22 protein-coding genes are annotated in these 20,879 nt (G+C 65.3%); 21 read left to right on the top strand and 1 reads right to left on the bottom strand.

Features of this window, described 5'->3' with window-relative positions; genetic code table 11:
* Positions 1-42 precede the first annotated feature (42 nt).
* A complete protein-coding gene (gene rocF, locus QQL87_RS12145; RefSeq protein ID WP_284417949.1) occupies positions 43-1,017 on the top strand; it encodes an arginase in 975 nt (324 codons plus the stop codon).
* 75 nt (positions 1,018-1,092) lie between these two features.
* Here the strand turns inward: rocF and QQL87_RS12140 are convergent, their stop codons facing one another.
* Entirely contained in the window at positions 1,093-2,730 is a 1,638-nt protein-coding gene (locus QQL87_RS12140) for an NAD-dependent malic enzyme (protein ID WP_284418168.1), read from the bottom strand.
* 450 nt (positions 2,731-3,180) lie between these two features.
* Here QQL87_RS12140 and QQL87_RS12135 point away from each other — a divergent pair, with 450 nt between their 5' ends.
* From QQL87_RS12135 to QQL87_RS12040, 20 genes are all read left to right on the top strand, one after another.
* Positions 3,181-7,032 (top strand): ATP-binding protein, encoded by a 3,852-nt coding sequence (locus tag QQL87_RS12135; RefSeq protein WP_284417950.1) that lies wholly within the window; start codon positions 3,181-3,183, stop codon positions 7,030-7,032.
* A gap of 153 nt (positions 7,033-7,185) precedes the next feature.
* Positions 7,186-8,097 carry a hypothetical protein gene (locus QQL87_RS12130; RefSeq protein WP_284417951.1) on the top strand — a complete coding sequence of 304 codons (912 nt, stop codon included), beginning with the start codon at positions 7,186-7,188 and terminating at the stop codon, positions 8,095-8,097.
* A gap of 13 nt (positions 8,098-8,110) precedes the next feature.
* Positions 8,111-8,335, top strand: coding sequence for a hypothetical protein (locus tag QQL87_RS12125; protein WP_284417952.1), 225 nt, complete (start codon positions 8,111-8,113; stop codon positions 8,333-8,335).
* Positions 8,336-8,611: 276 nt separating this feature from the next.
* Positions 8,612-8,758 carry a hypothetical protein gene (locus tag QQL87_RS12120; RefSeq protein ID WP_284417953.1) on the top strand — a complete coding sequence of 49 codons (147 nt, stop codon included), beginning with the start codon at positions 8,612-8,614 and terminating at the stop codon, positions 8,756-8,758.
* A gap of 42 nt (positions 8,759-8,800) precedes the next feature.
* Positions 8,801-9,073 carry a hypothetical protein gene (locus QQL87_RS12115; RefSeq protein WP_284417954.1) on the top strand — a complete coding sequence of 91 codons (273 nt, stop codon included), beginning with the start codon at positions 8,801-8,803 and terminating at the stop codon, positions 9,071-9,073.
* A 4-nt stretch (positions 9,074-9,077) separates the two neighbouring features.
* Complete coding sequence (locus QQL87_RS12110) at positions 9,078-10,364, top strand: PBSX family phage terminase large subunit (protein ID WP_284417955.1); 1,287 nt, start codon at positions 9,078-9,080, stop codon at positions 10,362-10,364.
* Between the two features lie 177 nt (positions 10,365-10,541).
* Positions 10,542-11,012 carry a hypothetical protein gene (locus tag QQL87_RS12105; RefSeq protein ID WP_284417956.1) on the top strand — a complete coding sequence of 157 codons (471 nt, stop codon included), beginning with the start codon at positions 10,542-10,544 and terminating at the stop codon, positions 11,010-11,012.
* Entirely contained in the window at positions 11,013-12,287 is a 1,275-nt protein-coding gene (locus QQL87_RS12100) for a hypothetical protein (RefSeq protein ID WP_284417958.1), read from the top strand. It abuts the gene before it with no gap.
* A gap of 131 nt (positions 12,288-12,418) precedes the next feature.
* Positions 12,419-13,009 (top strand): portal protein, encoded by a 591-nt coding sequence (locus tag QQL87_RS12095; protein WP_284417960.1) that lies wholly within the window; start codon positions 12,419-12,421, stop codon positions 13,007-13,009.
* Positions 13,010-13,185: 176 nt separating this feature from the next.
* The gene (locus QQL87_RS12090) at positions 13,186-13,719 is read left to right on the top strand and encodes a hypothetical protein (RefSeq protein WP_284417961.1); all 534 of its coding nucleotides are present in this window, start codon (positions 13,186-13,188) and stop codon (positions 13,717-13,719) included.
* A complete protein-coding gene (locus QQL87_RS12085; RefSeq protein WP_284417963.1) occupies positions 13,632-14,522 on the top strand; it encodes a hypothetical protein in 891 nt (296 codons plus the stop codon). Before QQL87_RS12090 ends, QQL87_RS12085 begins: the two co-directional genes overlap by 88 nt.
* 51 nt (positions 14,523-14,573) lie before the next feature.
* Positions 14,574-16,238 carry a portal protein gene (locus tag QQL87_RS12080; protein ID WP_284417964.1) on the top strand — a complete coding sequence of 555 codons (1,665 nt, stop codon included), beginning with the start codon at positions 14,574-14,576 and terminating at the stop codon, positions 16,236-16,238.
* Entirely contained in the window at positions 16,231-16,530 is a 300-nt protein-coding gene (locus tag QQL87_RS12075) for a hypothetical protein (protein ID WP_284417965.1), read from the top strand. The genes QQL87_RS12080 and QQL87_RS12075 overlap by 8 nt, the downstream gene beginning before the upstream one ends.
* Positions 16,531-17,077: 547 nt before the next feature.
* Positions 17,078-17,518 (top strand): hypothetical protein, encoded by a 441-nt coding sequence (locus QQL87_RS12070; RefSeq protein WP_284417966.1) that lies wholly within the window; start codon positions 17,078-17,080, stop codon positions 17,516-17,518.
* Positions 17,515-18,024 carry a hypothetical protein gene (locus QQL87_RS12065; protein ID WP_284417967.1) on the top strand — a complete coding sequence of 170 codons (510 nt, stop codon included), beginning with the start codon at positions 17,515-17,517 and terminating at the stop codon, positions 18,022-18,024. Before QQL87_RS12070 ends, QQL87_RS12065 begins: the two co-directional genes overlap by 4 nt.
* Positions 18,025-18,178: 154 nt before the next feature.
* Positions 18,179-19,141: a DUF5309 domain-containing protein gene (locus tag QQL87_RS12060; RefSeq protein WP_284417968.1), complete on the top strand. Its 963-nt coding sequence runs from the start codon at positions 18,179-18,181 to the stop codon at positions 19,139-19,141.
* 66 nt (positions 19,142-19,207) lie between these two features.
* Complete coding sequence (locus QQL87_RS12055) at positions 19,208-19,570, top strand: hypothetical protein (protein ID WP_284417969.1); 363 nt, start codon at positions 19,208-19,210, stop codon at positions 19,568-19,570.
* Between the two features lies 1 nt (position 19,571).
* A complete protein-coding gene (locus tag QQL87_RS12050) occupies positions 19,572-19,883 on the top strand; it encodes a hypothetical protein (protein ID WP_284417971.1) in 312 nt (103 codons plus the stop codon).
* Positions 19,883-20,218: a hypothetical protein gene (locus QQL87_RS12045; protein ID WP_284417972.1), complete on the top strand. Its 336-nt coding sequence runs from the start codon at positions 19,883-19,885 to the stop codon at positions 20,216-20,218. The genes QQL87_RS12050 and QQL87_RS12045 overlap by 1 nt, the downstream gene beginning before the upstream one ends.
* On the top strand, positions 20,209-20,862 hold the full coding sequence (locus tag QQL87_RS12040; RefSeq protein ID WP_284417974.1) for a phage adaptor protein: 654 nt from the start codon (positions 20,209-20,211) through the stop codon (positions 20,860-20,862). The genes QQL87_RS12045 and QQL87_RS12040 overlap by 10 nt, the downstream gene beginning before the upstream one ends.
* The last annotated feature ends 17 nt before the right edge of the window (positions 20,863-20,879 follow it).

Raw genomic sequence — 20,879 nt, 5'->3', positions numbered from 1 at the left:
GCGGCACCTATTATGGTCGAGCCGGTGTGAAAGGATCTCGTCATGCTTCCATCAGACACAGCAGCGCCGCATCGCATCGCCGTCCTCGGGGCGCCGATTGATCTCGGCGCATCCGTGCGCGGCACGCTGATGGGCCCCGCGGCGCTGCGCACCGCGGGTCTCGTCACGGTGCTGGAAAGCCTGGGGCTCGATGTCATCGACTATGGCGACGTCGGCATCACCGAGCTGGCCGAGCTCGACGATGAGTTGCCTGCAAGAGCCAAGCATTATCGTCAGATCCAGCGTTGGGCCCGGGTGCTGGCGCGCCGCAGCTATGAATTGGCGCAGACAGGGGCCATTCCGGTGTTTCTGGGCGGCGACCATTCGCTGTCGATGGGATCGGTGAATGGGATCGCGCGTCATTGCCGTGACCTCGGTCGCGAGCTGTTCGTGCTCTGGCTCGACGCGCATGCCGACTACAATACGCCCGAAACCACCGTCAGCGCCAACATGCACGGCATGTCCGCGGCCTTCCTGTGCGGCGAGCCCGGCCTCGACGGCCTGCTCGGCGACGAGCCGCGGGCGAGCATCGCCCCGGCGCAGCTCCAATTGTTCGGCATCCGCTCGGTCGACAAGGCCGAGAAGGAACTGCTGCGGCTGCGGCGCGTCAGCATCGCCGACATGCGCGCCATCGACGAGTTCGGCGTCGGCGTGCTGATGCGGCGTGTCCTCGACAAGGTCGCGGCGCGAAACGGCGTCCTGCATGTGAGCTTCGACGTCGACTTCCTCGATCCCGACGTGGCCCCCGGTGTCGGCACCACCGTGCCGGGCGGCGCGACCTACCGCGAGGCGCATCTCATCATGGAGATGCTGCACGATTCAGGGCTGGTCCGCTCGGTCGATATCGTCGAGCTCAATCCCTTCCTCGATGACCGCGGCAAGACGGCGCGGGTCGCGGTCGAACTGATCGCCAGCCTGTTCGGCCAGCAGATCACCGACCGGCCGACGCCCACCAACGCGATCGTTTCCGATCCGTAGGCGGGCGTCCGCGACGCGGACGATATCCGGGAAAAACGCGGATGCTTCTGACCAGAGGCATCCGCGATGACGGAGTCAGTAGCGCGCGTCGTACATCTTCGACTCGACGAAGCCGAGCAGGTCGTTCGGCGCGGGTCCGGCCGCGAGCCCGTTCTGATACGCGACGCCGGCGACCGCGGCACCGATATGGGCCGACACCTCGCGGATGCGCGGCAGCGCCGGATACAGGCTGCCCTGCTCGAGGTCGGCGCCGGTGACGCAGTTCGCCAGGGTGTGGGCGGCGGCCATGAACATCTCGTCCGTCACCAGCCGCGCGCCGGTGGCTATGGCGCCGAGGCCGACGCCGGGGAAGATGTAGGAGTTGTTGCCCTGACGCGGCACGAAGGTCTTGCCGTCGAGCTTGACCGGATCGTAGGGACTGCCGCAGGCGAACAGCGCGCGGCCCTGCGTGTAGCGATAGGCGGCCTCGGCCGAGCATTCCGCCTTCGAGGTCGGATTGGACAGCGCGAAGATGATCGGACGCTCGTTCAGCTCCGCCATGGCCTGCAGCACCTCCGGCGTGAAGGCGCCGCCGACTGCGGCCACGCCGATGATCGCGGTCGGCTTGAGCGTCTTGATGGCGGTCAGGAAGTCGCCAATCGGCGCCTGGTCGTGCGCATAGCGCAGCTTGTGGCCGTGCAGGTTGTCGCGGCCCTTGATGACGAGGCCGCGCGAATCGGTCAGCCAGTTGCGCCGCAATGCCTCGGCGTCCGAAAGCCCTTCGGCCATCATCGCCGACACGACGAGATCGGCGATGCCGGTCGCGGCCTCGCCGGCGCCGAGGAACAGCACAGTCTGGTCGCGCAGCTTGCCGCCGGTGATGCGCAGCGCCGAGAACAGGCCGGCGAGCGCGACCGCCGCGGTGCCCTGGATGTCGTCATTGAAGACGCAGGCGTCATCGCGATATTTATGCAGCAGCTTGAACGCCGCGTGGTTGGCGAAATCCTCGAACTGGATCAGCACGCCGGGGAAGGCGGCGCGCGCCGCCGTCATGAACTCGTCGACGAACGAATCATAGGCCTCGCCACTGAGGCGCTTCTGCCGGAGACCGATGTAATAGGGGTCGTTCAGCAGCTCTTCGTTGTTGGTGCCGACGTCCAGCATGACCGGCAGGCATTCTTCGGGATGGATGCCCGCGCAGGCCGAGTAGAGCGACAGCTTGCCGACGGGGATGCCCATGCCGTTGGCGCCGAGATCGCCGAGGCCGAGGATGCGCTCGCCGTCGGTGACGACGATCAGCTTGGCGCGGTATGGCCAGTTGGCGAGGATCTCGGCGATCCGGCCGCGGTCATTGGCGGAGATGAACAGGCCGCGCGGACGCTGGAAGATCAGGCCGTATTTCTGGCAGGCGAGGCCGACGGTCGGCGTGTAGATCAGCGGCTGGATCTCGTCGATATTGTCGCAGACCACCCGGAAGAACAGCGCCTCGTTGCGGTCGTGCAGCGCGTTCAGGGCGACGTACTTCTCGAGATCGTTGGACAGGCTGCGCAGATTGACCAGGATGCGCTCCGCCTGGGCCTGCATCGACATGATGCTGGCGGGCAGAAAGCCGCGCAGGCCGAGCGCGTCGCGCTCCTGCTCGGTGAAGCCGGTGCCCTTGTTGAGCAGGGGATCGCGCAGCAGCGCGAGCCCGCGCGGGGAAGCGTAGGTGGTGAGATGCGTCGGTGCGCTCATGCGTTGCGGTTGGGTCAAGGCAGTCTCCGAGGTCCTGTGTTCGAGCGCCGCCATACCGGAGCGCGCCTGCGTTGATCGGCATCAACCGCGGCGGGATGGCGGGGAACGGTCTGTAACACAGATTATGTTCCGCGTTGCACCAATGACGTTGTGCAACTGCGTTGCGCGCGATGGCCAGGCACGGCCCGCGACGAATGACCACGGCGCCAGGATGGTGAGCGCAGGGGATCGCGGTGCCGACAGACCAGGACGCGGTCGAGCTCGGATGCGGCCCATCAGCCTGGCCTCGCACACGATCCCTATCGCCGATGGGGCGTCATGCTGCCCGGCTACTTTTCGTTCCGGGCACCGGAACCGAGGGAAAAGGCCGGCGTTCCTCTCGCGTTGCACTTCTCGATGGGGACGCGTTTGCCGGGCCAGCGGCAACCAGAGCACGATCAAGGGCTCGGCATGGCCGAGCGCGAACGGCTTTTTTCCGGGGGCAGCGAACTCGCCGGTCTGATGTTGCAGTTCGACTGGACGAGCACGCCGATCGGGCCGCCCGAGCACTGGCCGCAAAGCTTGAAAACGGCTGTCAGGATTATGCTGACGTCCCAGCAGCCGATCTGGATCGGCTGGGGGCGGGAGCTGACCTACCTCTACAACGACGCCTACAAGGCCATCATCGGCGGCAAGCATCCCTGGGCATTGGGGCGCCCGACCTCCGCGGTCTGGCACGAAATATGGGAGGACATCGGTCCGCTGCTGGCAAAGGCGAGCGGCGGCGACCGTGGCACCTATGTCGAGGCGCAACTGCTGATCATGGAGCGCAATGGCTTTCCGGAGGAGACGTACTACACGTTCTCCTACAGTCCCATTCCCGACGATGACGGATCGCCCGGCGGCATCTTCTGCGCCAACACCGACGACACCGTGCGGGTGATCAGCGAGCGCCAGCTGTCGCTGCTGCGCGAACTCGCCAATGCCGGGGCCGAGGCGCGCAGCACTGACCAGGCCTGCGCGAGCTGCGCGCACGCTTTGGCGCAGGAGCCGCGCGACCTTCCCTTTGTCATGATCTACATGACCGAGCCGGACGGCGAGGTGGCTCGGCTGGAGGCGCTGACCGGCATCCCGCGCGACCATCCGGCGGTCAAGCCGAGCCTGAAAATTCAGCCGGAGGGGCCATGGCCGCTCGCCGAGGCACTGCGGCTGCAGGCCGCCGTGCTGGTGCGTGACCTTCCGGGTCTGTTCGGCGCCGCCTTTCCGAGCGGCGGCTGGCGCCAGCCCCCGCAGCAGGCGGTGGTGCTTCCCATTCCCTCGTCCGGTGAGGCCGGGCGGGGCGGCTTCGTCATCGCGGGGCTCAACCCGTTCCGCCTGTATGACGAGAGCTATGCCCGCTTTCTGAACCTCGTCGCCGGACAGATCGCCGCTGCCGTGAGCAACGGCGGCGCCTATGAGGCTGAGCGGCGCCGCGCCGAGGCACTGGCGGAGATCGATCGCGCCAAGACGGCGTTCTTTTCCAACATCAGCCACGAGTTTCGCACGCCGCTGACACTGATGCTCAGTCCGCTCGAGGACATGCTCGGCCACCACGGCGCCGGGCTCGGTGACGAGCAGCGATCCGCTCTGGCGCTGATCCACCGCAATGGGATCCGCCTGCTGAAGCTGGTGAACACTCTGCTCGACTTCTCCCGGATCGAGGCCGGCCGCATGACGGCGAGGTTCGCGCCGGTGGATCTCGCGGCCCTCACAGCCGAGCTGGTCTCCAACTTCCGCTCGGCGACCGACCGCGCGGGCTTGCGTCTTCTGATCGACACGGCCGAACTCCCTGAGCCCGTCCATGTCGACCGCGACATGTGGGAGAAGATCGTCCTCAACCTGGTCTCCAACGCGTTCAAGTTCACCTTCGAGGGCGAGATCGAGGTCTCGGTCGGACCGACTGCCGACCGCCGCCATGCGGAGCTCAGGGTTCGCGACACCGGCACTGGCATTCCGCCGAGTGAGCTGCCGCATCTGTTCGAGCGGTTTCGCCGGATCGAAGGCGCGCGCGGTCGCTCGTTCGAAGGCAGCGGCATCGGCCTGGCGCTGGTCCAGGAGCTGGTCAAGCTGCATGGCGGCGAAATCATTGCCGAGAGCGAGCACGGCCGCGGCTCGGTGTTCTCGGTGCGGCTTCCGCTCGGCGTCGCGCATCTGCCGGCGGCTCAGGTTGGAAGCTCGCGGACCGAGGCCGTGACGAACCTGCGGGCGCACGCCTATCTCGACGAGGCGCTGAGCTGGCTGAACGGCGACGGTCCGATCGACGTTCCGCACCCGTCGTCTTCCGACGATCTCGGCGTTCGGACCGCCGCCATGTCCGGTCGCGATCGCGTCGTGCTCGCCGACGACAATCCCGACATGCGTGACTATGTTCGCCGCCTGCTCGGTGACGACTATGAGGTGGAAACGGTCAGCGATGGCGTTGCCGCGCTCGAAGCGGTTCGGCGGCGGCGCCCTGATCTGGTGTTGACCGACGTCATGATGCCGCGGCTCGACGGCTTCGGCCTGCTGAAGGCGCTGCGCGGCGACCCGCAGCTGCGTGACGTGCCGATCGTCATTCTTTCGGCGCGCGCCGGCGAGGAGGCCAAGGTCGAGGGGCTCGATGCCGGCGCCAGCGACTATCTGAGCAAGCCGTTCAGTGCGCGCGAGCTGCTGGCGCGCGTGCGCGCCAACATCGACATGTCGCGGGTGCGGCGCGAGGCCGAGACCACGCTGCGCGAGCTGAACGAGCGGCTCGAGGCGCAGGTCTCGGCGCGGACCGCGGAGCTGCAGGCCAAGGAGGCGCGGCTGCGGACGATCTTCGAGGCGAGCTACACGTTTCAGGCGTTGCTGTCGGTGGATGGCACGCTGCTGGACGCCAATGCGACCTCGCTGGAGGCGATCGCCGCGCCGCTGCATGAGGTCGCGGGCCAGCCGTTCTGGGAGACCCCGTGGTTTGCGGGCACGCCCGGCATGCCCGAGGTCGTCAGGTCGCTGGTCGACGCCGTCGCCCGTGGTGACGAGGCCCGGCAGGAGCTGCACCTCGATCTCCCGGTCGGCAGCTGGCGGTGGTTCGATTTCCAGATGCGTCCGGTGCGTGACGAAGCCGGACAGGTCGTCGCCATCGTGCCGGAGGCGGTGGAGCTGACCGAGCGGCGCAAGGCCGAGGAGGCGTTCCGCCAGGCCCAGAAGATGGAAGCGATCGGCCAGCTCACCGGCGGCGTCGCGCACGACTTCAACAATCTCCTGACGGTGATCCGATCGTCGGCCGATCTCCTGCGTCGGCGGCAGCTGTCGCCGGAGCGTATGCGACGCTACGTGGATGCGATCTCGGACACTGCCGACCGGGCGGCCAAGCTGACCGGACAGCTGCTCGCCTTTGCGCGCCGCACCCCGATGGAGCGCCAGGTCTTCGACGTCGCCGGCCACATCGAGCAGATCGAGGACATGCTGCAGACCGTGCTCGGCGCGCCTGCCGTGATCGAACTCGATCTGCGATCGCGGCCGCTTCCCGTCGACGCCGATGTCAATCAGTTCGAGACGGCTCTCGTCAACCTCGTCGCCAATGCGCGCGACGCGATGAGCGGCCGGGGCGTCCTGACCATCCAGGGCGACCGCGTTGAACAGCAAGGGCCGAGCGGACAGCAGCCGTTCGTCTCGATCGCCGTCAGCGACACCGGATGCGGCATTGCTGCTGACCAGATCGACCGCATCTTCGAGCCGTTCTTCACCACCAAGGGAGTCGGACGCGGCACCGGGCTCGGGCTGTCCCAGGTCTACGGTTTCGTGCATCAGTCCGGTGGCCGGGTGCTGGCCGAAAGCGAGCTCGGCAAGGGCACGACCTTGACCTTGCTGCTGCCGCTCACCTCGAAGCCGCTGCGACGGCGCGAGCGGAGCGAGCACAGGCCGGAGGTGCTGGCGGCCCGCTTGAACGTGCTGGTGGTCGAGGACCACCCCGAGATCGGTGAGTTCTCCACGCAGCTGCTCGAGGATCTCGGCTATCGAACCGTGCTGGCGCGCAGCGGCTTCGATGCGTTGCGCATCATCGATGACAATCCCGGCGGCTTCGATCTCGTGCTCAGCGATGTCGTCATGCCCGGAATGGACGGCGTCACGCTCGGCCAGGAGATCCGCCGGCGGCTCCCGACGATTCCGATCGTGCTCAACAGCGGCTACAGTGATGTGCTGGCCGACGGCGACCGCCACGGCTTCAGCCTGATCCACAAGCCGTATTCGGTCGACGAGCTGTCACGTGTGCTGCGCCAGGTCATGGCGGCGCGCGGAGCCGGCTCGGCGCCGTCGGACTGAGGCCCGGCGCACGATCCCTCCTGCATTTGCCTCAAGGACCGATCTGCCCTTGAAGCCGCGCCTCGCGCTAGAGTAGTTTCGAGCGCGGGGGAGGTCGAGATGGTGCGAGAGGGATTGTTGTCGCGCGCGGGCAGGGTGCGACGGTGGGGCTGCATGATGGTCGTAGGCATGGCGCTGGTCGTGAGCGGCGGCGCCTTCGCAAGCGACGACGCGAAGAGGGACGATGCGAAGGATGGGGAGAAGGAGGCCTCGTCGTCGGGGCTCGCCAACCTCTATATCGACTTCCGCACCAACTACGCCTACGTGCCGGGGGCTGCGTTGTCGACGGGGCTCGGCGACATCTCGCTGTTCGGAACGCTCTCGCAGATCGCGACCTTGCGGCAGCTGCTCGACCGTCCGGCGGTGCCTGGGCGGCCGCAGCTGTCGGCACCCACGAGCCAGGGGCTCGGCGTCGACGTTCCGCTGACGTTCGATCTCGGCGAGGCCTTGTCGCTGTATGGCGGCTTCACCGGCAGCACCTCCTACAATGGCGTATCCGGCTGGTCGGAGCTTGCGGTCACCGGCTGGTTCCTCGGCTTTCAGGCCGATCTGTATCAGCAGAACGGCGGCGCCTTCCCGACGCTCACGCTGCAGTCGACGCTGACGCGCTCGGTGCCATCGTCGCCCTTGGCGACCACCTCCTTCAACACCGTGGTCGAAGCCAAATACGCGCTCGACGCCGAGGAGATGCGCGGCTGGCTGGCGGGGATTCAATATACCCACTCGGAGATCGACTCGGCGCTGGCGCGGATCGGCGACACCACGGCAGGCTATGTCGGCGGCTTCTATCAGTGGGACAACAACTGGAAGGTCTCCGCGCGCGCAGGCCTGCAGTCGTTCGGCGGCGCGCAGCTGCTTTCGATCACGCCGATCTCGTCGTATACCCAGCCGCTGATCAGGCTCGATCTCGATCGCATGGATGACGATGACAACCGCCTGTTCGGAATCACGGCGCAGATCGCATGGGCGCCGAAGCCGGTCTATCAGCTCACCGTGAGGACGCCGCTCTACGCGATCAGGAACTGATCAGTGATGACGAATGCTGACGAACCCCGGCCCGACGGGCGCGCACGCGTCGCTCATGATCGTCATGACGATCGCGCTTGACACGTCGGGCAAATCAGGCGCATTTTGCTATCGTCAAAAAAATCATGGAGCCCGCGCCGAACACCCGGCAGCGGGCTTTTTGTTTGTCAGGCGACAAACGCGTATGGCGGTTTTTGAAATCCGAAAAATTCGGCCGCCGCATGTCGATCGAGTTTGACACGTCGGGCAAATCACCGGCATGATGCCATCATCGAATTTTCCGAAATCCCGCAGTCGGCGGCGGGCGGCGCATCGCTCGCGGACGTTTGTCCGGCGACGCCGCCACGGCTAAACCCTCGGGCCGGCTCGTCGATCAGCTGACGTCGTCCGGCCGAAGCAACGCACGCCAGGGCGCGCACGCGCAACATACGAATATTGGCCGTCCCGCGCGAACGGGGCGGTCCGCGGGCGTGGCGAGCGTCGCCGCGCCTGCTTGCGGTCCCTCGCGGGAGGGATGGGGTTCGCGCCCGAAGCGATCGCGTTGGCCGCGATCCGCCGCGCTCTTCTTTCATCGGATCAGGAGATGACGATGACCGCCGATCTGATCTCGCTTGCCTTGCTCGGCCTCGTCTTGATCGCCGTCGCCGGCGCGTCGTCGTGACGACGCCGACTGAATTCGTCCTCCCTCATTCTGGAAGTGGCCATGTCGAAGACGATCACTGAAATCCGCTCGATCGCACGCGGACACACGAAGACGGCGATCAACACGCTGGTCGGCGTGATGCGCTCGCCCAAGGCGACGCATGCCGCGCGCGTCTCGGCGGCCAACGCCATCCTCGACCGCGGCTGGGGCAAGCCGCCGCAGGCGCTCGAAAACGGCGAGGATGGCGCGCTGGAGCTGATCCACCGCATCGAGCGCGTCATCGTGCATCCGGAGGGGCGGGACGATGAGCCCGAGCAGCAGGACGACGAGTGACCGCGTGTCGACATTGAAGATCCCCACCGCAAAAGTGTTCGAGCCGCTGCTGCGGCCTGCGCGCTACAAGGGCGCGTTCGGCGGCCGCGGGTCGGGCAAGTCGCACTTCTTCGGCGAGCTGCTGGTCGAGACCTGCCAGGCCGAGCGCGGCACGCTCGCGGTCTGCATCCGTGAGGCGCAGCGTACGCTGGCCCAATCGTCCAAGCGGCTGATCGAGGGCAAGATCACAGCACTCGGCCTCGGCAAGGGCTTTCGGTCGTTCAGCGACCGGATCGCGACGCCGGGCGACGGTCTCATCATCTTCCGCGGCATGCAGGATCACACCGCAGAATCGATCAAGTCTCTGGAGGGATTTCGTATCGCCTGGATCGACGAGGCGCAGACCTTGAGCGCGCGCTCGCTGTCGCTGCTGCGGCCGACCATCCGAGCGCCGGGCTCCGAACTGTGGGCGAGCTGGAATCCGCGCCGCAAATCGGATGCCGTCGACGATTTTCTGCGCGGCCGCAGGCCGGACGGCGCTGTGGTGGTCAAGGCGAGCTGGCGCGACAATCCGTGGTTTCCGACGGTGCTGGACGAAGAGCGGCGGCTCGACCTGACGCTCTATCCGGACCGCTACGAGCACATCTGGGAGGGCGACTACGTGCGCGCATTCGAAGGGGCCTATTTCGCCGAGCTGCTGGCGCAGGCCAGGCGCGACGGGCGGATCGGCAAGGTCTCCGCCGATCCGCTGCTGCCGCTGCGTGCCTTCATCGACATCGGCGGCGCCGGCGCCACGGCGGATGCCTTCACGATCTGGATCGTGCAGTGGGTCGGCAACGAGGTGCGCGTGCTCGACTATTACGAGGCGGTCGGGCAGGTGCTGGCCTTCCACGTCAACTGGTTGCGTGCGCGGGGCTACCAGAATGCCATTCTCTATCTTCCGCACGACGGGCTCGCGACCAACGCTGTCACGGGCAAGCGCTATGCCGATCATCTGCGCGAGGCCGGCTTCGCCGTCGAACCGCCGCTCAAGAACCAGGGCAGGGGTGCGGCGATGATGCGGATCGAGGCGCTGCGCCGGCTCGGCCCACAGCTCTGGTTCAACGAAGCAACGACCGAAGCCGGCCGCGAGGCGCTCGGCTTCTATCACGAGCGCAGGGACGAGACCCGCAATGTCGGGCTCGGCCCCGAGCACGACTGGTCGTCACACGCCGCCGACGCGCTCGGGCTGATGGCGGTCTGCTACGAGGCGCCGGGGCGCGTCATGAGCTTCAACCGGCCGATCCGATACCAGGATGCGGGGTGGCGGTGATGCGCTGAGGTCTGGCGCAACGATTGAAAACTCCCGATCCACGTGCGCCTGACGTCGTTGTCTGCGGGAGCGCTTGACAATTGCAAGTCGTTGCCGTTCTTTATTTGTTCCTGGCGCCACCGCTGGATCCGTCCCTCGACTTCCGGTCCAGACGCCGCGAACTCCTTGAAGGCCAACATGCGGTTTCTGTTCAAGCTTCTGAAGTATGGCTCTGTCACGCTCGTTCTCGTCGTCTGGTTTCCGCTCCAGTTTGAGGTTGTTTCGAGTCTTCCGCAGCTTGCGCTCGCGGTCGTCGTGACTGGCTACCTGGTTGCACTCCTTCTGCTGGCCCTGGCGACTGTCTCTGACAGGTTTGGTGTGAAGCCGACGGCTCGGCTGAATGGGTGGTTCGCGGTCATTGCTCCTGCGGCTCTTGCGCCGCTCATCCACTTCTATCTGATGCTCGAAAGCTATTGGTACGAGATCTACTATTATTGCGATACGTGCGGATGGATGCAGTTCCTGTCCCTTTTCGTGCCGAGGCGGCGGGAGAGTCCCTACACGCTGCATGCGTTCCAGATCGTCGCGGTGGCCGCAGCGTTGTACGCCATTCTTCTCGTTTCAAGCCTCTTCATCAAGGTCATGCACGGTCGGTCCCAGAGGAACTGAATGACAACCTATTTGCGAACTGCGGAAGATAGAAAGCAGGCGCTCCTCAATGATGCGCCAGATACCAAGTTCGAATTCGAAAGCCAGAAGTTCTCCGACATTCCGAAAGACAAGCGGCCTGCCATCAACGGCCCTTTGCAGCACCACAGGTGGGGTGCTCAAGAAGTCAAGAAGTACGATGCGGAGATCGACGAGGCCGCCAGGCGCCATGGGGTGAATCCCGACCTCGTGAGAGCCGTGATCTACACGGAGGTCTCGAGAGGGGGCGAATACGGCTATCCAGGGGAGGCTGTGGGCCGGACGATGAGGTCGTTGTTTCGACTCGACCACGACGTGATTGCGCGTACGATCCTGCCAGGAAACATCGATTCCAGCTGGCAGAAGCTCATTCCCGGATCAGACGTTCACAGTCCCCGGGACAACATCGAGCTGACCGCGAAGCTGCTTGCCGGAATCGCAAAGCGGCTGGACGATCCCAGCGTCGAAAACATCTACTCTCTCTACAACGGCCTGTCGCACGACCGTACGTATATGAACAAGCAGATCAAGTCGACGCCTTACTATGCCAAACGTGCGTTCGACGAGAAGGCCTGGGAGAACGACGAGTGGTTCGTGCCCGATGATCCCGCGGAGGGCGGACCTGCGATGCCGCCCAAGCAGGTCGAATCTGGCGCGCCGTCGACGGCTCACGATGTTCCGGCCGGGGGCGACGACCGTGTCGGCCGTGGGTCCCCTGGGATCAGTGCCGCCGAGCTGTCGCAATCACCGCTCTTGCGTGAGCTTGCGCGACGAAGGGCTGCGGAGGTCGCCGGCGCTCAACCGTTTCAGCCAGCGTCGCCATCGCCGTCTCTCCTGTTTCCGAGCGGGCCAGCAGAGGCGTCGAACCTGGCCGACATCGCCGCGAGTGGAGGCGCTCCGGATCCGGTCAGGTCTCTCATTCGCGTGTTACGCTCCCGCCGCGCAGACCAGATGCCGCCAGCAGCACTCGCCGGACCGCCCGGGACTGCGACCAATCCGCTGCCCGTGATGGACCAATCGTCACCCTTCGACGGCCGGTTCGGAAGCTGGACATCCTTGGGCGATGTCACCGCGCCGCTCGCGCCCTATCAGCAGGTCTTGCCGATGCCTTCGTCCGCGGATTCGGTCGGCGGGCTCGACGGGAATGCCATGCCGGGCGATCCCTTCGGACTTCCGGTGTTCGGGGAATCAACGCCTGGCTTGGAGGCGTGGGCCGGGACGCGCAGCCGGCGTTCGCCATGGATGCCGCCGCGCTGACGGCCACCTTCTGCGAGCAGCCGTGACCGCTGTCTCGTCGGGTGCCACGATCCCGTTAATGGCGCTCGTCAGCGCCGGCGCCGGCCGGCCTGTCCCATTCAACACTTCATGCCAACGATGCGGTTCTGACCATGCCGAAAATGTCGAACTCCGACCTCAAGACGATGCTTGCAGCTGAAAGGGCTGACGCACTCGCCGCCATCTCAGCCGCGCGGCTCGCCGAACAGCGGGCCGACGCCATGGACTATTATCTCGGCAACATGAGGAAGGACATGCCGGCGCAGGAGGGACGCTCGCGCGCCGTCTCGACCGATGTCGCCGACACGGTCGAAGGCCTGATGCCGCATCTGATGGACATCTTCGCCGGCTCCGACGAGGTCGTGCGCTTCGAGCCGGTCGGCCCGGAAGACGAGGCGGCCGCCGCGCAGGAGACGGACTACGTCAATCACGTCTTCATGCAGCAGAACCCCGGCTTCATGATTCTCTACTCCTTCATCAAGGACGCTCTGCTGTCGAAGGTCGGCGTCGTCAAGGTGTGGTGGGAGGAGCGCGAGGAGGAGAGCCGCGAGACCTATTATGATCTCTCCGAGGATCAGTTTGCGCTGCTGGCGCAGTCCGTCCTGGAATCGGAGGGCGCCATGAGGATCGTCGCGCATACGATGCGCGGCGCGGAGAGCGGTCCATCGTCGCGTTCCGAAGCCTCGCGGGAGGCCTCATGCTGATGTGCCCGGGCGCCTTCGCAAGCGCTGGTCAAGCGGGCCTCGGCATGGTTCGCCAGATGAGAGACCGACCCGCTGGCCGTGACGCTGTGCGACTGTCGACACCGGGAGCATTGGGCGGCTTGAGGATGTTCTATTTTTGTTCTAGTCTGATGTGAAGGCGCAGAAAGCTGCGCCTTATGGATGAGCGGGCAGCCTTGCCGTCCGGCGATGCTGCGAAATCGCATCCGGGGCATGCCGGATGGGGGCGATGTGGTCGGGAGATCGTCGTGCTTCGACTTGCAAAGTGGTTTGCTGCCATCGTCGTTCTGGCCTTGCTGGTGCCTGTGGTCCGTCTTGGCCTGCAGGTCGTCGGGGACGATCAGGCGTTCCGGCGGGCGGATCTGACAGGCGAGCTGGTTCGGAACGGCCGCTATGACCCTGCCCAGCATTTTGCGTTTGAACGAGCCTGCACCCATTCCGTGGGTGAGCACGGCGATGGCGATCTGGAAAGCCGTGGCTACACGCGTCTCGATCCGACGACGGCCCAGGATCCCGACATGTATTGGCCGCTCGTTCTGATCAACGACGCCGACAAGACCTATCGCATTCTCTACGGCCGCGAAGCTGAGGTGATGGCGCCCGGATGGGTCTGCAATCCGCGGATCACGCTGCAGGTCGAGATGGTCGATGGTCGCGCGCGAGCTTTCGTTGCCGAAGCACGAAATCATTAGGGACTATCATGGCAGATCCGATTTTCAGTTTTCAAGACTACCTGAACGACATGAGCCGGGCGAGCGAGCATCTTGCAGACGCCAATGCGCTGCATGGCTATGATCCGGTTCTGCGCGACTCCGCGGACAAGCCGCTCGAGCTCGGCGCAGCCAGCGTGAACGCCATTGCCCATGCGTTGACGAGCGCGTATCTGGCCTACGATCATTCGACCACCGAGGCGGCTGCGCTCGGGCTGGCACGTGAGCTGAAATCCTACTTCGGCAAGCAGCCGCCGGAGGCGTGGGATACATTCAAGGACCTGTATAATAATCAGGCCGGCCGCAACATCGCCGACTACGCCAGGAAGAACAACCTTCCACGGGAGCAGATCCAGGACCTCATTCTGGATGCGCTCAGCTCCGGCCGGCTGATCGCGACCAGACAGGACCCGCGGATCGCGCGGTCGTTCAACGGAAATCCGCTGAAGTTCACGGCGCCAAGCGGTGATGCTGCACCCTGGACGGCGCCGTCACCGGGCTTCGGCGATTATGCGGCAACGATCACCCGGGTGCCTGTCGGTCCGGCCGGTGCGCCGCGCGGGCCGTCGGTGCCGGGAAAGCGGGGGGCTCTCGAGCCGGACCCCGCGTCGTCAGGCGCCGCTTTCGCCGATGCCAGCGCCGCCGCTCCCGGTGGCCTTCCGGGTCTGATCGCCTCGATCATCGGCCCTGACCCATCTGATCCGATCGGCGTTCGAGTACCTGCTGGTGGTCTGCCGGGCCTGATCCAGGACTACATACGGCAGCAGACAGACGGGCCGAACTGATCGCTTCAGCTCGCGCGCGTCGTTTCCATTCCATCCTGCGAGAGTCCATTCATGAGCATGAGCTTGCCACTGGCGCCGCTGCAACCGGCGCCGGCGCCGATCACGCACGACGTCACCATCGTCACCACGCGAAAATTCGCGCAGGCCCGGGTGATGGGCGTGCCGCCCGAGGAGTTCGGCATCGAGCGCGGTGCGCGCACGATCCGCGACTGCAACTACTGTTTCCACGACATCGTCACCAAGACCGAGGCGCAGCTGATCGCCGAGGGCTTCGACGCCGCGCAGATCAGGTCGCTTGGCGACGATACGGGAACAACGACGGCCGAGACGCTCGCGCGCGACACGGCCGACGAGCATTCGCGGGCATCGTCGAGCGCCGCGAATGCCGGCACCAGGCTGGTGCGCATCACCGAGCACTATGTGCGGATGGACTACGAAGGCGAGGGCAGGCCCTGCCTGTACCAGATCATCACCGGCGGCGACCAGAGCGAGATCCTGCGCAAGGATGGTGAGGACTGCATCACGCCGTTCGACGCGATTCCGTTTGCGGCCACCACGCCGGTGCCGATGACGCACCGCTTCTTCGGCCGCTCGATCGCCGATCTGGTGATGCCGCTGCAGCGCGAGAAGACAGCGCTGAAGCGCGGTGCGCTGGACAATCTCTATCTGCACAACAATCCGCGCGTCGAGGTGGCCGAGGCGAATGCCGGGCCCAACACGCTCGATGATCTCCTGGTCTCGCGTCCCGGCGGCGTCGTGCGCACCAAGACGGCCGGCGGGCTGAACTGGCAGGTGGTCCCGGACATCACGAGCTCGATCTATCCGATGCTGCAATACATCGACGCCGAGCTCGAGAGCCGCTCGGGGCTGTCGAAGCAGGCGCAGGGCATCGACGCCAATGCGCTGCAGAACCAGTCGGCAACGGCGGTGGCACAGGTGTTCTCGGCCTCGCAGATGCGCATCAAGCTGATCGCGCGGATCATGGCCGAGGGCGTGCGCGACATGTTCGGCCTGCTGCATGCGACCATCCGCAAGCATGGCCAGCAACGCCAGACGGTGCGGCTGCGCAATGCCTGGGTCCAGGTCGATCCGCGCAGCTGGAAGACGCGCGACGACATGACGATCGAGGTCGGGCTCGGCTCCGGCGGCAAGGCGCAGCAATTCGCGCAGACCATGGCGATCGCCAACGTGCAGAAGGAGCTGGTGATGGCTGGCAAGGTGAACCTGGTCGGCGACCGCGAGCTCTACAACACGGCGGCCGAGCTGACGCGGATCATGGGGCACAAGAATCCCGGCCGGTTCTTCAGCGATCCGACCGCCGTGGATCCACAGAGCGGACGGCTGCTGCACCCGCCGCCGGCGGCGCCGCAGCCGCCGCCCGATCCGAAGCTGATCGCCGTGCAGGCGCGAATGCAGACCGAGCACGCGATCGCCGCGCACAAGGCGCAACTGGCGCAGCAGCAGGCGCACAACGACCTCATTCATCAGCAGGTCAAGATGCAGGCCGAGATCGAGCTGGCGAAGATCAAGTCTGGTCTCGACGCGAAGATCGCGCTGCTCGACGCGCATCTCAAGACGGTCGAGGCGGCGCACAAGCGGGAGCAGGCGCAGACGGCTCACGAGATGAAGATCGCGGAAGCGGCGGTCGGTCTCGCAGCCGCCGCAGCTCACATCGATCGCGAAGCGCATGGGCAGATGGAGCGCCGCAATGACTGACGAAAGCATCCTGCAACAGACGGCGGCGCGTGGCCTGCGCGCCAAGTCGCTGCTCGACGACGAACTGCTCGCAGGCGCATTCGATGCGCTCGAGGCGAGCTACAGCTCGGCCTGGCGCCAGACGCTGATCGACGACGTCGCCGGCCGCGAGAAACTCTTCCTCGCCATCAACATCGTCGGCAAGGTGCGTGATCATCTCGGCGCCATCCTTGCCAACGGCAAGCTGGCGCAGGCCGAGCTGAAGGAGCTGGCTCAGACGGCGGAGCGCAGGAAGCGGTTCGGCGTGCTTTGACCGGCCCCCCCGCGAGCAGGCGCCATTGACGAGTTCGCTTTTTGTTCTATATGCTTCCCATTGTCGATCGTTCGGGGGAGCGGACGGCCCAGTCGGCGGTCGTACGAAAAAGTGCATCGGTCCGTCCTGATGCTGGCCGCGGATTTCGATCTTCCCTGCCGTGTCGCTGCCGAACATTCGATCGTGGTGTTGTATGTGGCGAAACCTGACGCGACTCGTAAGCAGCGGGCTGTTCGCAGGCCTTGTCCTGCTCATTGTCGCTGTCCCCCACCGTCTGATCGCCCAGCAGGTCGAGCCGAACCCCGAGGCCTATCATCGCGCTGTCGATTGCTGTCATGGCGACGTACTGCACCCGACGGGCAAGCTCGCCGGGTGAAGCAGGGGGGATGACGCATGCACCTTCGATCCGACATTGTCCCGATGGCCCACCGGCCGGTCGCTTTGGCGATGATCCCGGGTACAGTGGCCGCCGGGGCGAGCTGCGTGGTCGTCTGTCACAGCCGAGAGAGAGAGCCATGCTTCCAAGTCTCGCAAGGGAGATTGTCTCATGAGCGGCCTCATAAAACGGTGGTATGCCGTCTTCATCGTCGACGCCATTTTCAAGTTTCTGCTGCTGTACGGTGGCGCTGTCCTTGTGTCGCTCGGCATGATCATCATGGAGGGGATCGAGCCGGTCATCTACTTCTCAATTGTTGCCGCCGCGATGGCGGTTTTGACTGTGATGTTCCTGATCATGGGATCGAGGCTTGCGGCCTTGCTTCCCTGGCCATTCATGACACGACATCCCGTATCTCGGACCGTTGTCGAAATCGTCTGCGCGACGGCCATCTTCGGCGCGGTCATGACGTTGCTGTTTTCCCTCGGAAGTGGTTTCGGAGGCGGCATACGCATGGGTCTATTGCTGGCATCGACCACGCTCGTGTCGACTTTGATCACGGTGTCATTCCACGGCATGGCCAGGCTCGTCCTTCGACGAGCGGGTCAGTGATCGCGGTAATTGCTGAGACGACTGTCCTCCTGAATTTCAGTCGTTTATTTGAAGGGCTATTGGATGAATCCAACCATGCAGTCTCCGCGATTCCCGCGTCTGCGGATTGGACCGGGGATCGACGACGGTTTATTGGTCGGCTGGTCGAATGGCTGCTTCGTTCAGACGACGTCCGTCGATCCGCAGCGAGCGACAGCAATCACCCATTGACACGTCGGGCAAATCACCCTGATAAAGGCATCATCAGAAAATCAGAAGAGGCCCGTGACGGATCGTTCGTCGCGGGCTTTTTCTTGAGCGCAGGAATTGACTTGCGCCACGCTGCCCTCTTGATCCGAGATTTCATCGATCCTGGATACGTTCTCGATCCGAGATCGTGTGCGTATCGAGGTGATCTCGCCGCGCTGCTCAGCGCCGTGGCAGGAGCACGAGGGCTCAACTCCGCCGACCCCGGTCCGCCCGGGCGCCACGGCATCGACGTCCCGCATGAGCCGAACCGAGACTGACCTCTCGCGCCATCGCGACGGCGGGATCTGAACGACTTCGTCCATCTGCAGTTCTGCGCAACGGCAGGCAACGTGTCCGCGCTCGCGACGTCCGCTTGCGGGCGATGCGATCGATGACCGCTCCGCGCCAAGCCAATGACATCAAGGATCATCGATGACCACACCCACGTCCACTTTCGTCACCTACCAGGCGGTCGGCAATCGCGAAGACCTCAGCGACATGATCTATCGCATCGATCCGGTCGATACGCCGTTCATGAGCGGCGTCGACAAGGAGAAGGCGACCGCCGTCAACCACGAATGGCAGACCCAGGCGCTGGCGCCAGCCGACGGCACCAATGCCCAGCTCGAAGGCGACGACCCCAACACCAACGTGACCACGCCCACTGTCCGTCTCGGCAACCAGTGCCAGATCTCCTACAAGGTCGCGCGCGTCTCCGGCACCCAGCAGGCGGTCGACCATGCCGGCCGCGACAATGAGCTCGCCTATCAGGAGATGCTGAAGGGCCTCGAGCTGAAGCGGGATCTCGAGACCATCCTGTGCGGCACCAACCAGGCCAAGCTCGTCGGCAACACGACGACGCCGCGCAAGACGGCCTCGATCCTGTCGTGGATCGTCTCCAACACGGCGAAGGGCACGGCCGGCGGCGCCGCCGATCCCACCGCCGCCGACGGCACGGGCACGCGCACGGATGGCACCCAGGTCGCCTTCACCGAGGCGCGGCTGAAGACGGTGCTGTCGGCGATCTGGATCAATGGCGGCAAGCCCGGCACGATCCTGACCGGCGCCTTCAACAAGCAGGTGTTCTCGACCTTCACGGGCCGCTCGACCGCGATCGAGGAGGCCAAGTCGAAGAAGATCGTCGCGTCCGTCGATGCCTACGAATCCGATTTCGGCAAGCTCAAGGTCGTCGCCAGCCGCTTCCAGCGTGCGCGCGACGTGCTGGTGCTCGAGATGGACAAGTGGGCGGTGGCCTATCTCAATGGCCGCAACATGATCTCGATCCCGCTCGCCAAGACCGGTGATTCCGACCGGCGCCAGATCCTGGCCGAATACGCGCTGGTCGCGCGCAACGAGAAGGCCAGTGGCGGCATCTTCGACAACACCACCGCATAGTTCGCCCGATCATCACCCTGACCTTTAGGCGGCCCTCGGGCCGCCTTTTCTTTTGGAGGTTCATCTATGCCGCTTCCCGGCACTCGTACGCTGAACACCGCCGATCTGACGGCCTATACGCCATCCTGCGGCGCCAGCCCCGTCGCCGCCTATGCCCGTGCGCCCTTCCGTAGCCGTCTGCTCAAGGTCACCGGCATTCTCGGCGGCGCCATCACCACGGCCGACGGCACCATCACCGTGACGGTGAACGCCGCGCCGGTCGCGAGCTTCGCCGTTCCGCAATCGGGCTCCGCGGCAGGACAGCTGTTCTCCGTCGTCCCGGCATCACCGGTCTATCTCAATGAGGACGACGTGATCGCACTGACGCCGTCCGGTGCATCCGGCGCGGCGGTGCCGATGCATTTCTCGCTGTCAGTGAGAGGAGCCTGAGATGTCGTTCTTCCCGAAGCAACCCTCATCCCGGATCGGCAGCACGCAGACCGTCGCCTATGACGGCAGCGTCGGTGCGACCAACAGGTTCGGGCCGGGGACATTCCAGCTACGGCTCGCCGCCAGCTCGGCGTGCTGCTACCGGATCGGCGACGGCGCGCAGACCGCGACCACGGCCGATGTGTTTCTCCCGGCCAATACGGTCGAATACGTCACCGTCACGCCGGGTCAAAACATCGCGGCCATCAAGGCCGCCAGCAACGGCCTGGTCACGGCAACTGCCGGCACGCTGTGGATCACGGAGCTGTCGTGATGGGGCTGAGCATTCGACCGCATCTCGACCAAGACGGCACGCGCCTCGTGATCGAGCATGTCCAGGATGTCGCGCCGATCCTGGACTGGAACAGCGACGCGCGGCGCGAGGAGCAGCATAGCGACTGGGGGCGCCACGTCGCACGCATTCCCAACGTCATCTACGTCAAATGGCTGAACGAGGAATACGCCAGGGGCAACACCCGGCTTCGCCTGTTCACACCGGAGTTTGACGCGATCGTGCAGCAGAAGCTGAGCGATCCGGATTGGGCCTATCTGCGCACGGACAAGGCCGCTCCGCAGACGGGATGGAGGGCCGCGCCGTCATGTCGCTGATCTCGAACTATGCAGCGCTGCAAGCTGCCGTGTCGGAATATCTGGCGCGCGACCAGGACGTCACGCTGCTGGCGCGGATTCCGAGCTTCATCCAGCTCGCCGAAGCCAAGTTCAACCGGCAGCTGTTTGTCCGGCAGATGGAGCAGCGCGCGATCGCAGTCGTCGATCTCGGCTCGTCCGAGCCGGAGTTCGTCGCTCTGCCGTCGGATTTCCAGTCGATGCGGCGAATCCGGCTGACCAGTGTCCGCGGCCAGCCGCCGCTGGAGTTCAGGTCGGGCGTCCAGCTCGACGAGTATCGTTTCCGCGTCTCGGACGTCGCGGGGCAGCCGCGCTACTTCTCGCTGTTCGGTGATCAGATCGAGCTCGCGCCGCGTCCGGACGCCGCCTACACGATCGAGATGGTCTATCGGCGAACCATTCCGCCGCTGGCCTCGAACGACACGAACTGGCTGCTCGCGCTCGCGCCGGATCTCTATCTGTACGGCGCGCTGCTGGAATCGGCGCCGTATCTCAAGGAGGACGGGCGCATCCAGACCTGGGCGCTCGGCTTTACCAGCGCGCTCGCCGACCTCAACATGCTCGGCCTGACATCGACCTTCAATGCCGGCCCGATGACGATGCGGCTGTCCGGCCAGGTCGTCTGAGACGTCGCACAGGGACA

Origin of the sequence: Bradyrhizobium sp. SSBR45G, from assembly GCF_030159255.1 — a bacterium.
Lineage (GTDB): Bacteria > Pseudomonadota > Alphaproteobacteria > Rhizobiales > Xanthobacteraceae > Bradyrhizobium.
This window is presented reverse-complemented; position numbering and strand designations above follow the sequence as displayed.

What these genes read in the sequence shown, in the direction of transcription:
- rocF (WP_284417949.1), top strand. Translation starts at nt 43, where the DNA reads ATGCTTCCATCAGACACAGCAGCGCCGCATCGCATCGCCGTCCTCGGG.
- QQL87_RS12140 (WP_284418168.1), bottom strand. Translation starts at nt 2,730, where the DNA reads ATGAGCGCACCGACGCATCTCACCACCTACGCTTCCCCGCGCGGGCTC.
- QQL87_RS12135 (WP_284417950.1), top strand. Translation starts at nt 3,181, where the DNA reads ATGGCCGAGCGCGAACGGCTTTTTTCCGGGGGCAGCGAACTCGCCGGT.
- QQL87_RS12130 (WP_284417951.1), top strand. Translation starts at nt 7,186, where the DNA reads ATGATGGTCGTAGGCATGGCGCTGGTCGTGAGCGGCGGCGCCTTCGCA.
- QQL87_RS12125 (WP_284417952.1), top strand. Translation starts at nt 8,111, where the DNA reads ATGCTGACGAACCCCGGCCCGACGGGCGCGCACGCGTCGCTCATGATC.
- QQL87_RS12120 (WP_284417953.1), top strand. Translation starts at nt 8,612, where the DNA reads ATGGGGTTCGCGCCCGAAGCGATCGCGTTGGCCGCGATCCGCCGCGCT.
- QQL87_RS12115 (WP_284417954.1), top strand. Translation starts at nt 8,801, where the DNA reads ATGTCGAAGACGATCACTGAAATCCGCTCGATCGCACGCGGACACACG.
- QQL87_RS12105 (WP_284417956.1), top strand. Translation starts at nt 10,542, where the DNA reads ATGCGGTTTCTGTTCAAGCTTCTGAAGTATGGCTCTGTCACGCTCGTT.
- QQL87_RS12100 (WP_284417958.1), top strand. Translation starts at nt 11,013, where the DNA reads ATGACAACCTATTTGCGAACTGCGGAAGATAGAAAGCAGGCGCTCCTC.
- QQL87_RS12095 (WP_284417960.1), top strand. Translation starts at nt 12,419, where the DNA reads ATGCCGAAAATGTCGAACTCCGACCTCAAGACGATGCTTGCAGCTGAA.
- QQL87_RS12090 (WP_284417961.1), top strand. Translation starts at nt 13,186, where the DNA reads ATGGATGAGCGGGCAGCCTTGCCGTCCGGCGATGCTGCGAAATCGCAT.
- QQL87_RS12085 (WP_284417963.1), top strand. Translation starts at nt 13,632, where the DNA reads ATGGGTCTGCAATCCGCGGATCACGCTGCAGGTCGAGATGGTCGATGG.
- QQL87_RS12080 (WP_284417964.1), top strand. Translation starts at nt 14,574, where the DNA reads ATGAGCATGAGCTTGCCACTGGCGCCGCTGCAACCGGCGCCGGCGCCG.
- QQL87_RS12075 (WP_284417965.1), top strand. Translation starts at nt 16,231, where the DNA reads ATGACTGACGAAAGCATCCTGCAACAGACGGCGGCGCGTGGCCTGCGC.
- QQL87_RS12070 (WP_284417966.1), top strand. Translation starts at nt 17,078, where the DNA reads ATGAGCGGCCTCATAAAACGGTGGTATGCCGTCTTCATCGTCGACGCC.
- QQL87_RS12060 (WP_284417968.1), top strand. Translation starts at nt 18,179, where the DNA reads ATGACCACACCCACGTCCACTTTCGTCACCTACCAGGCGGTCGGCAAT.
- QQL87_RS12055 (WP_284417969.1), top strand. Translation starts at nt 19,208, where the DNA reads ATGCCGCTTCCCGGCACTCGTACGCTGAACACCGCCGATCTGACGGCC.
- QQL87_RS12050 (WP_284417971.1), top strand. Translation starts at nt 19,572, where the DNA reads ATGTCGTTCTTCCCGAAGCAACCCTCATCCCGGATCGGCAGCACGCAG.
- QQL87_RS12045 (WP_284417972.1), top strand. Translation starts at nt 19,883, where the DNA reads ATGGGGCTGAGCATTCGACCGCATCTCGACCAAGACGGCACGCGCCTC.
- QQL87_RS12040 (WP_284417974.1), top strand. Translation starts at nt 20,209, where the DNA reads ATGTCGCTGATCTCGAACTATGCAGCGCTGCAAGCTGCCGTGTCGGAA.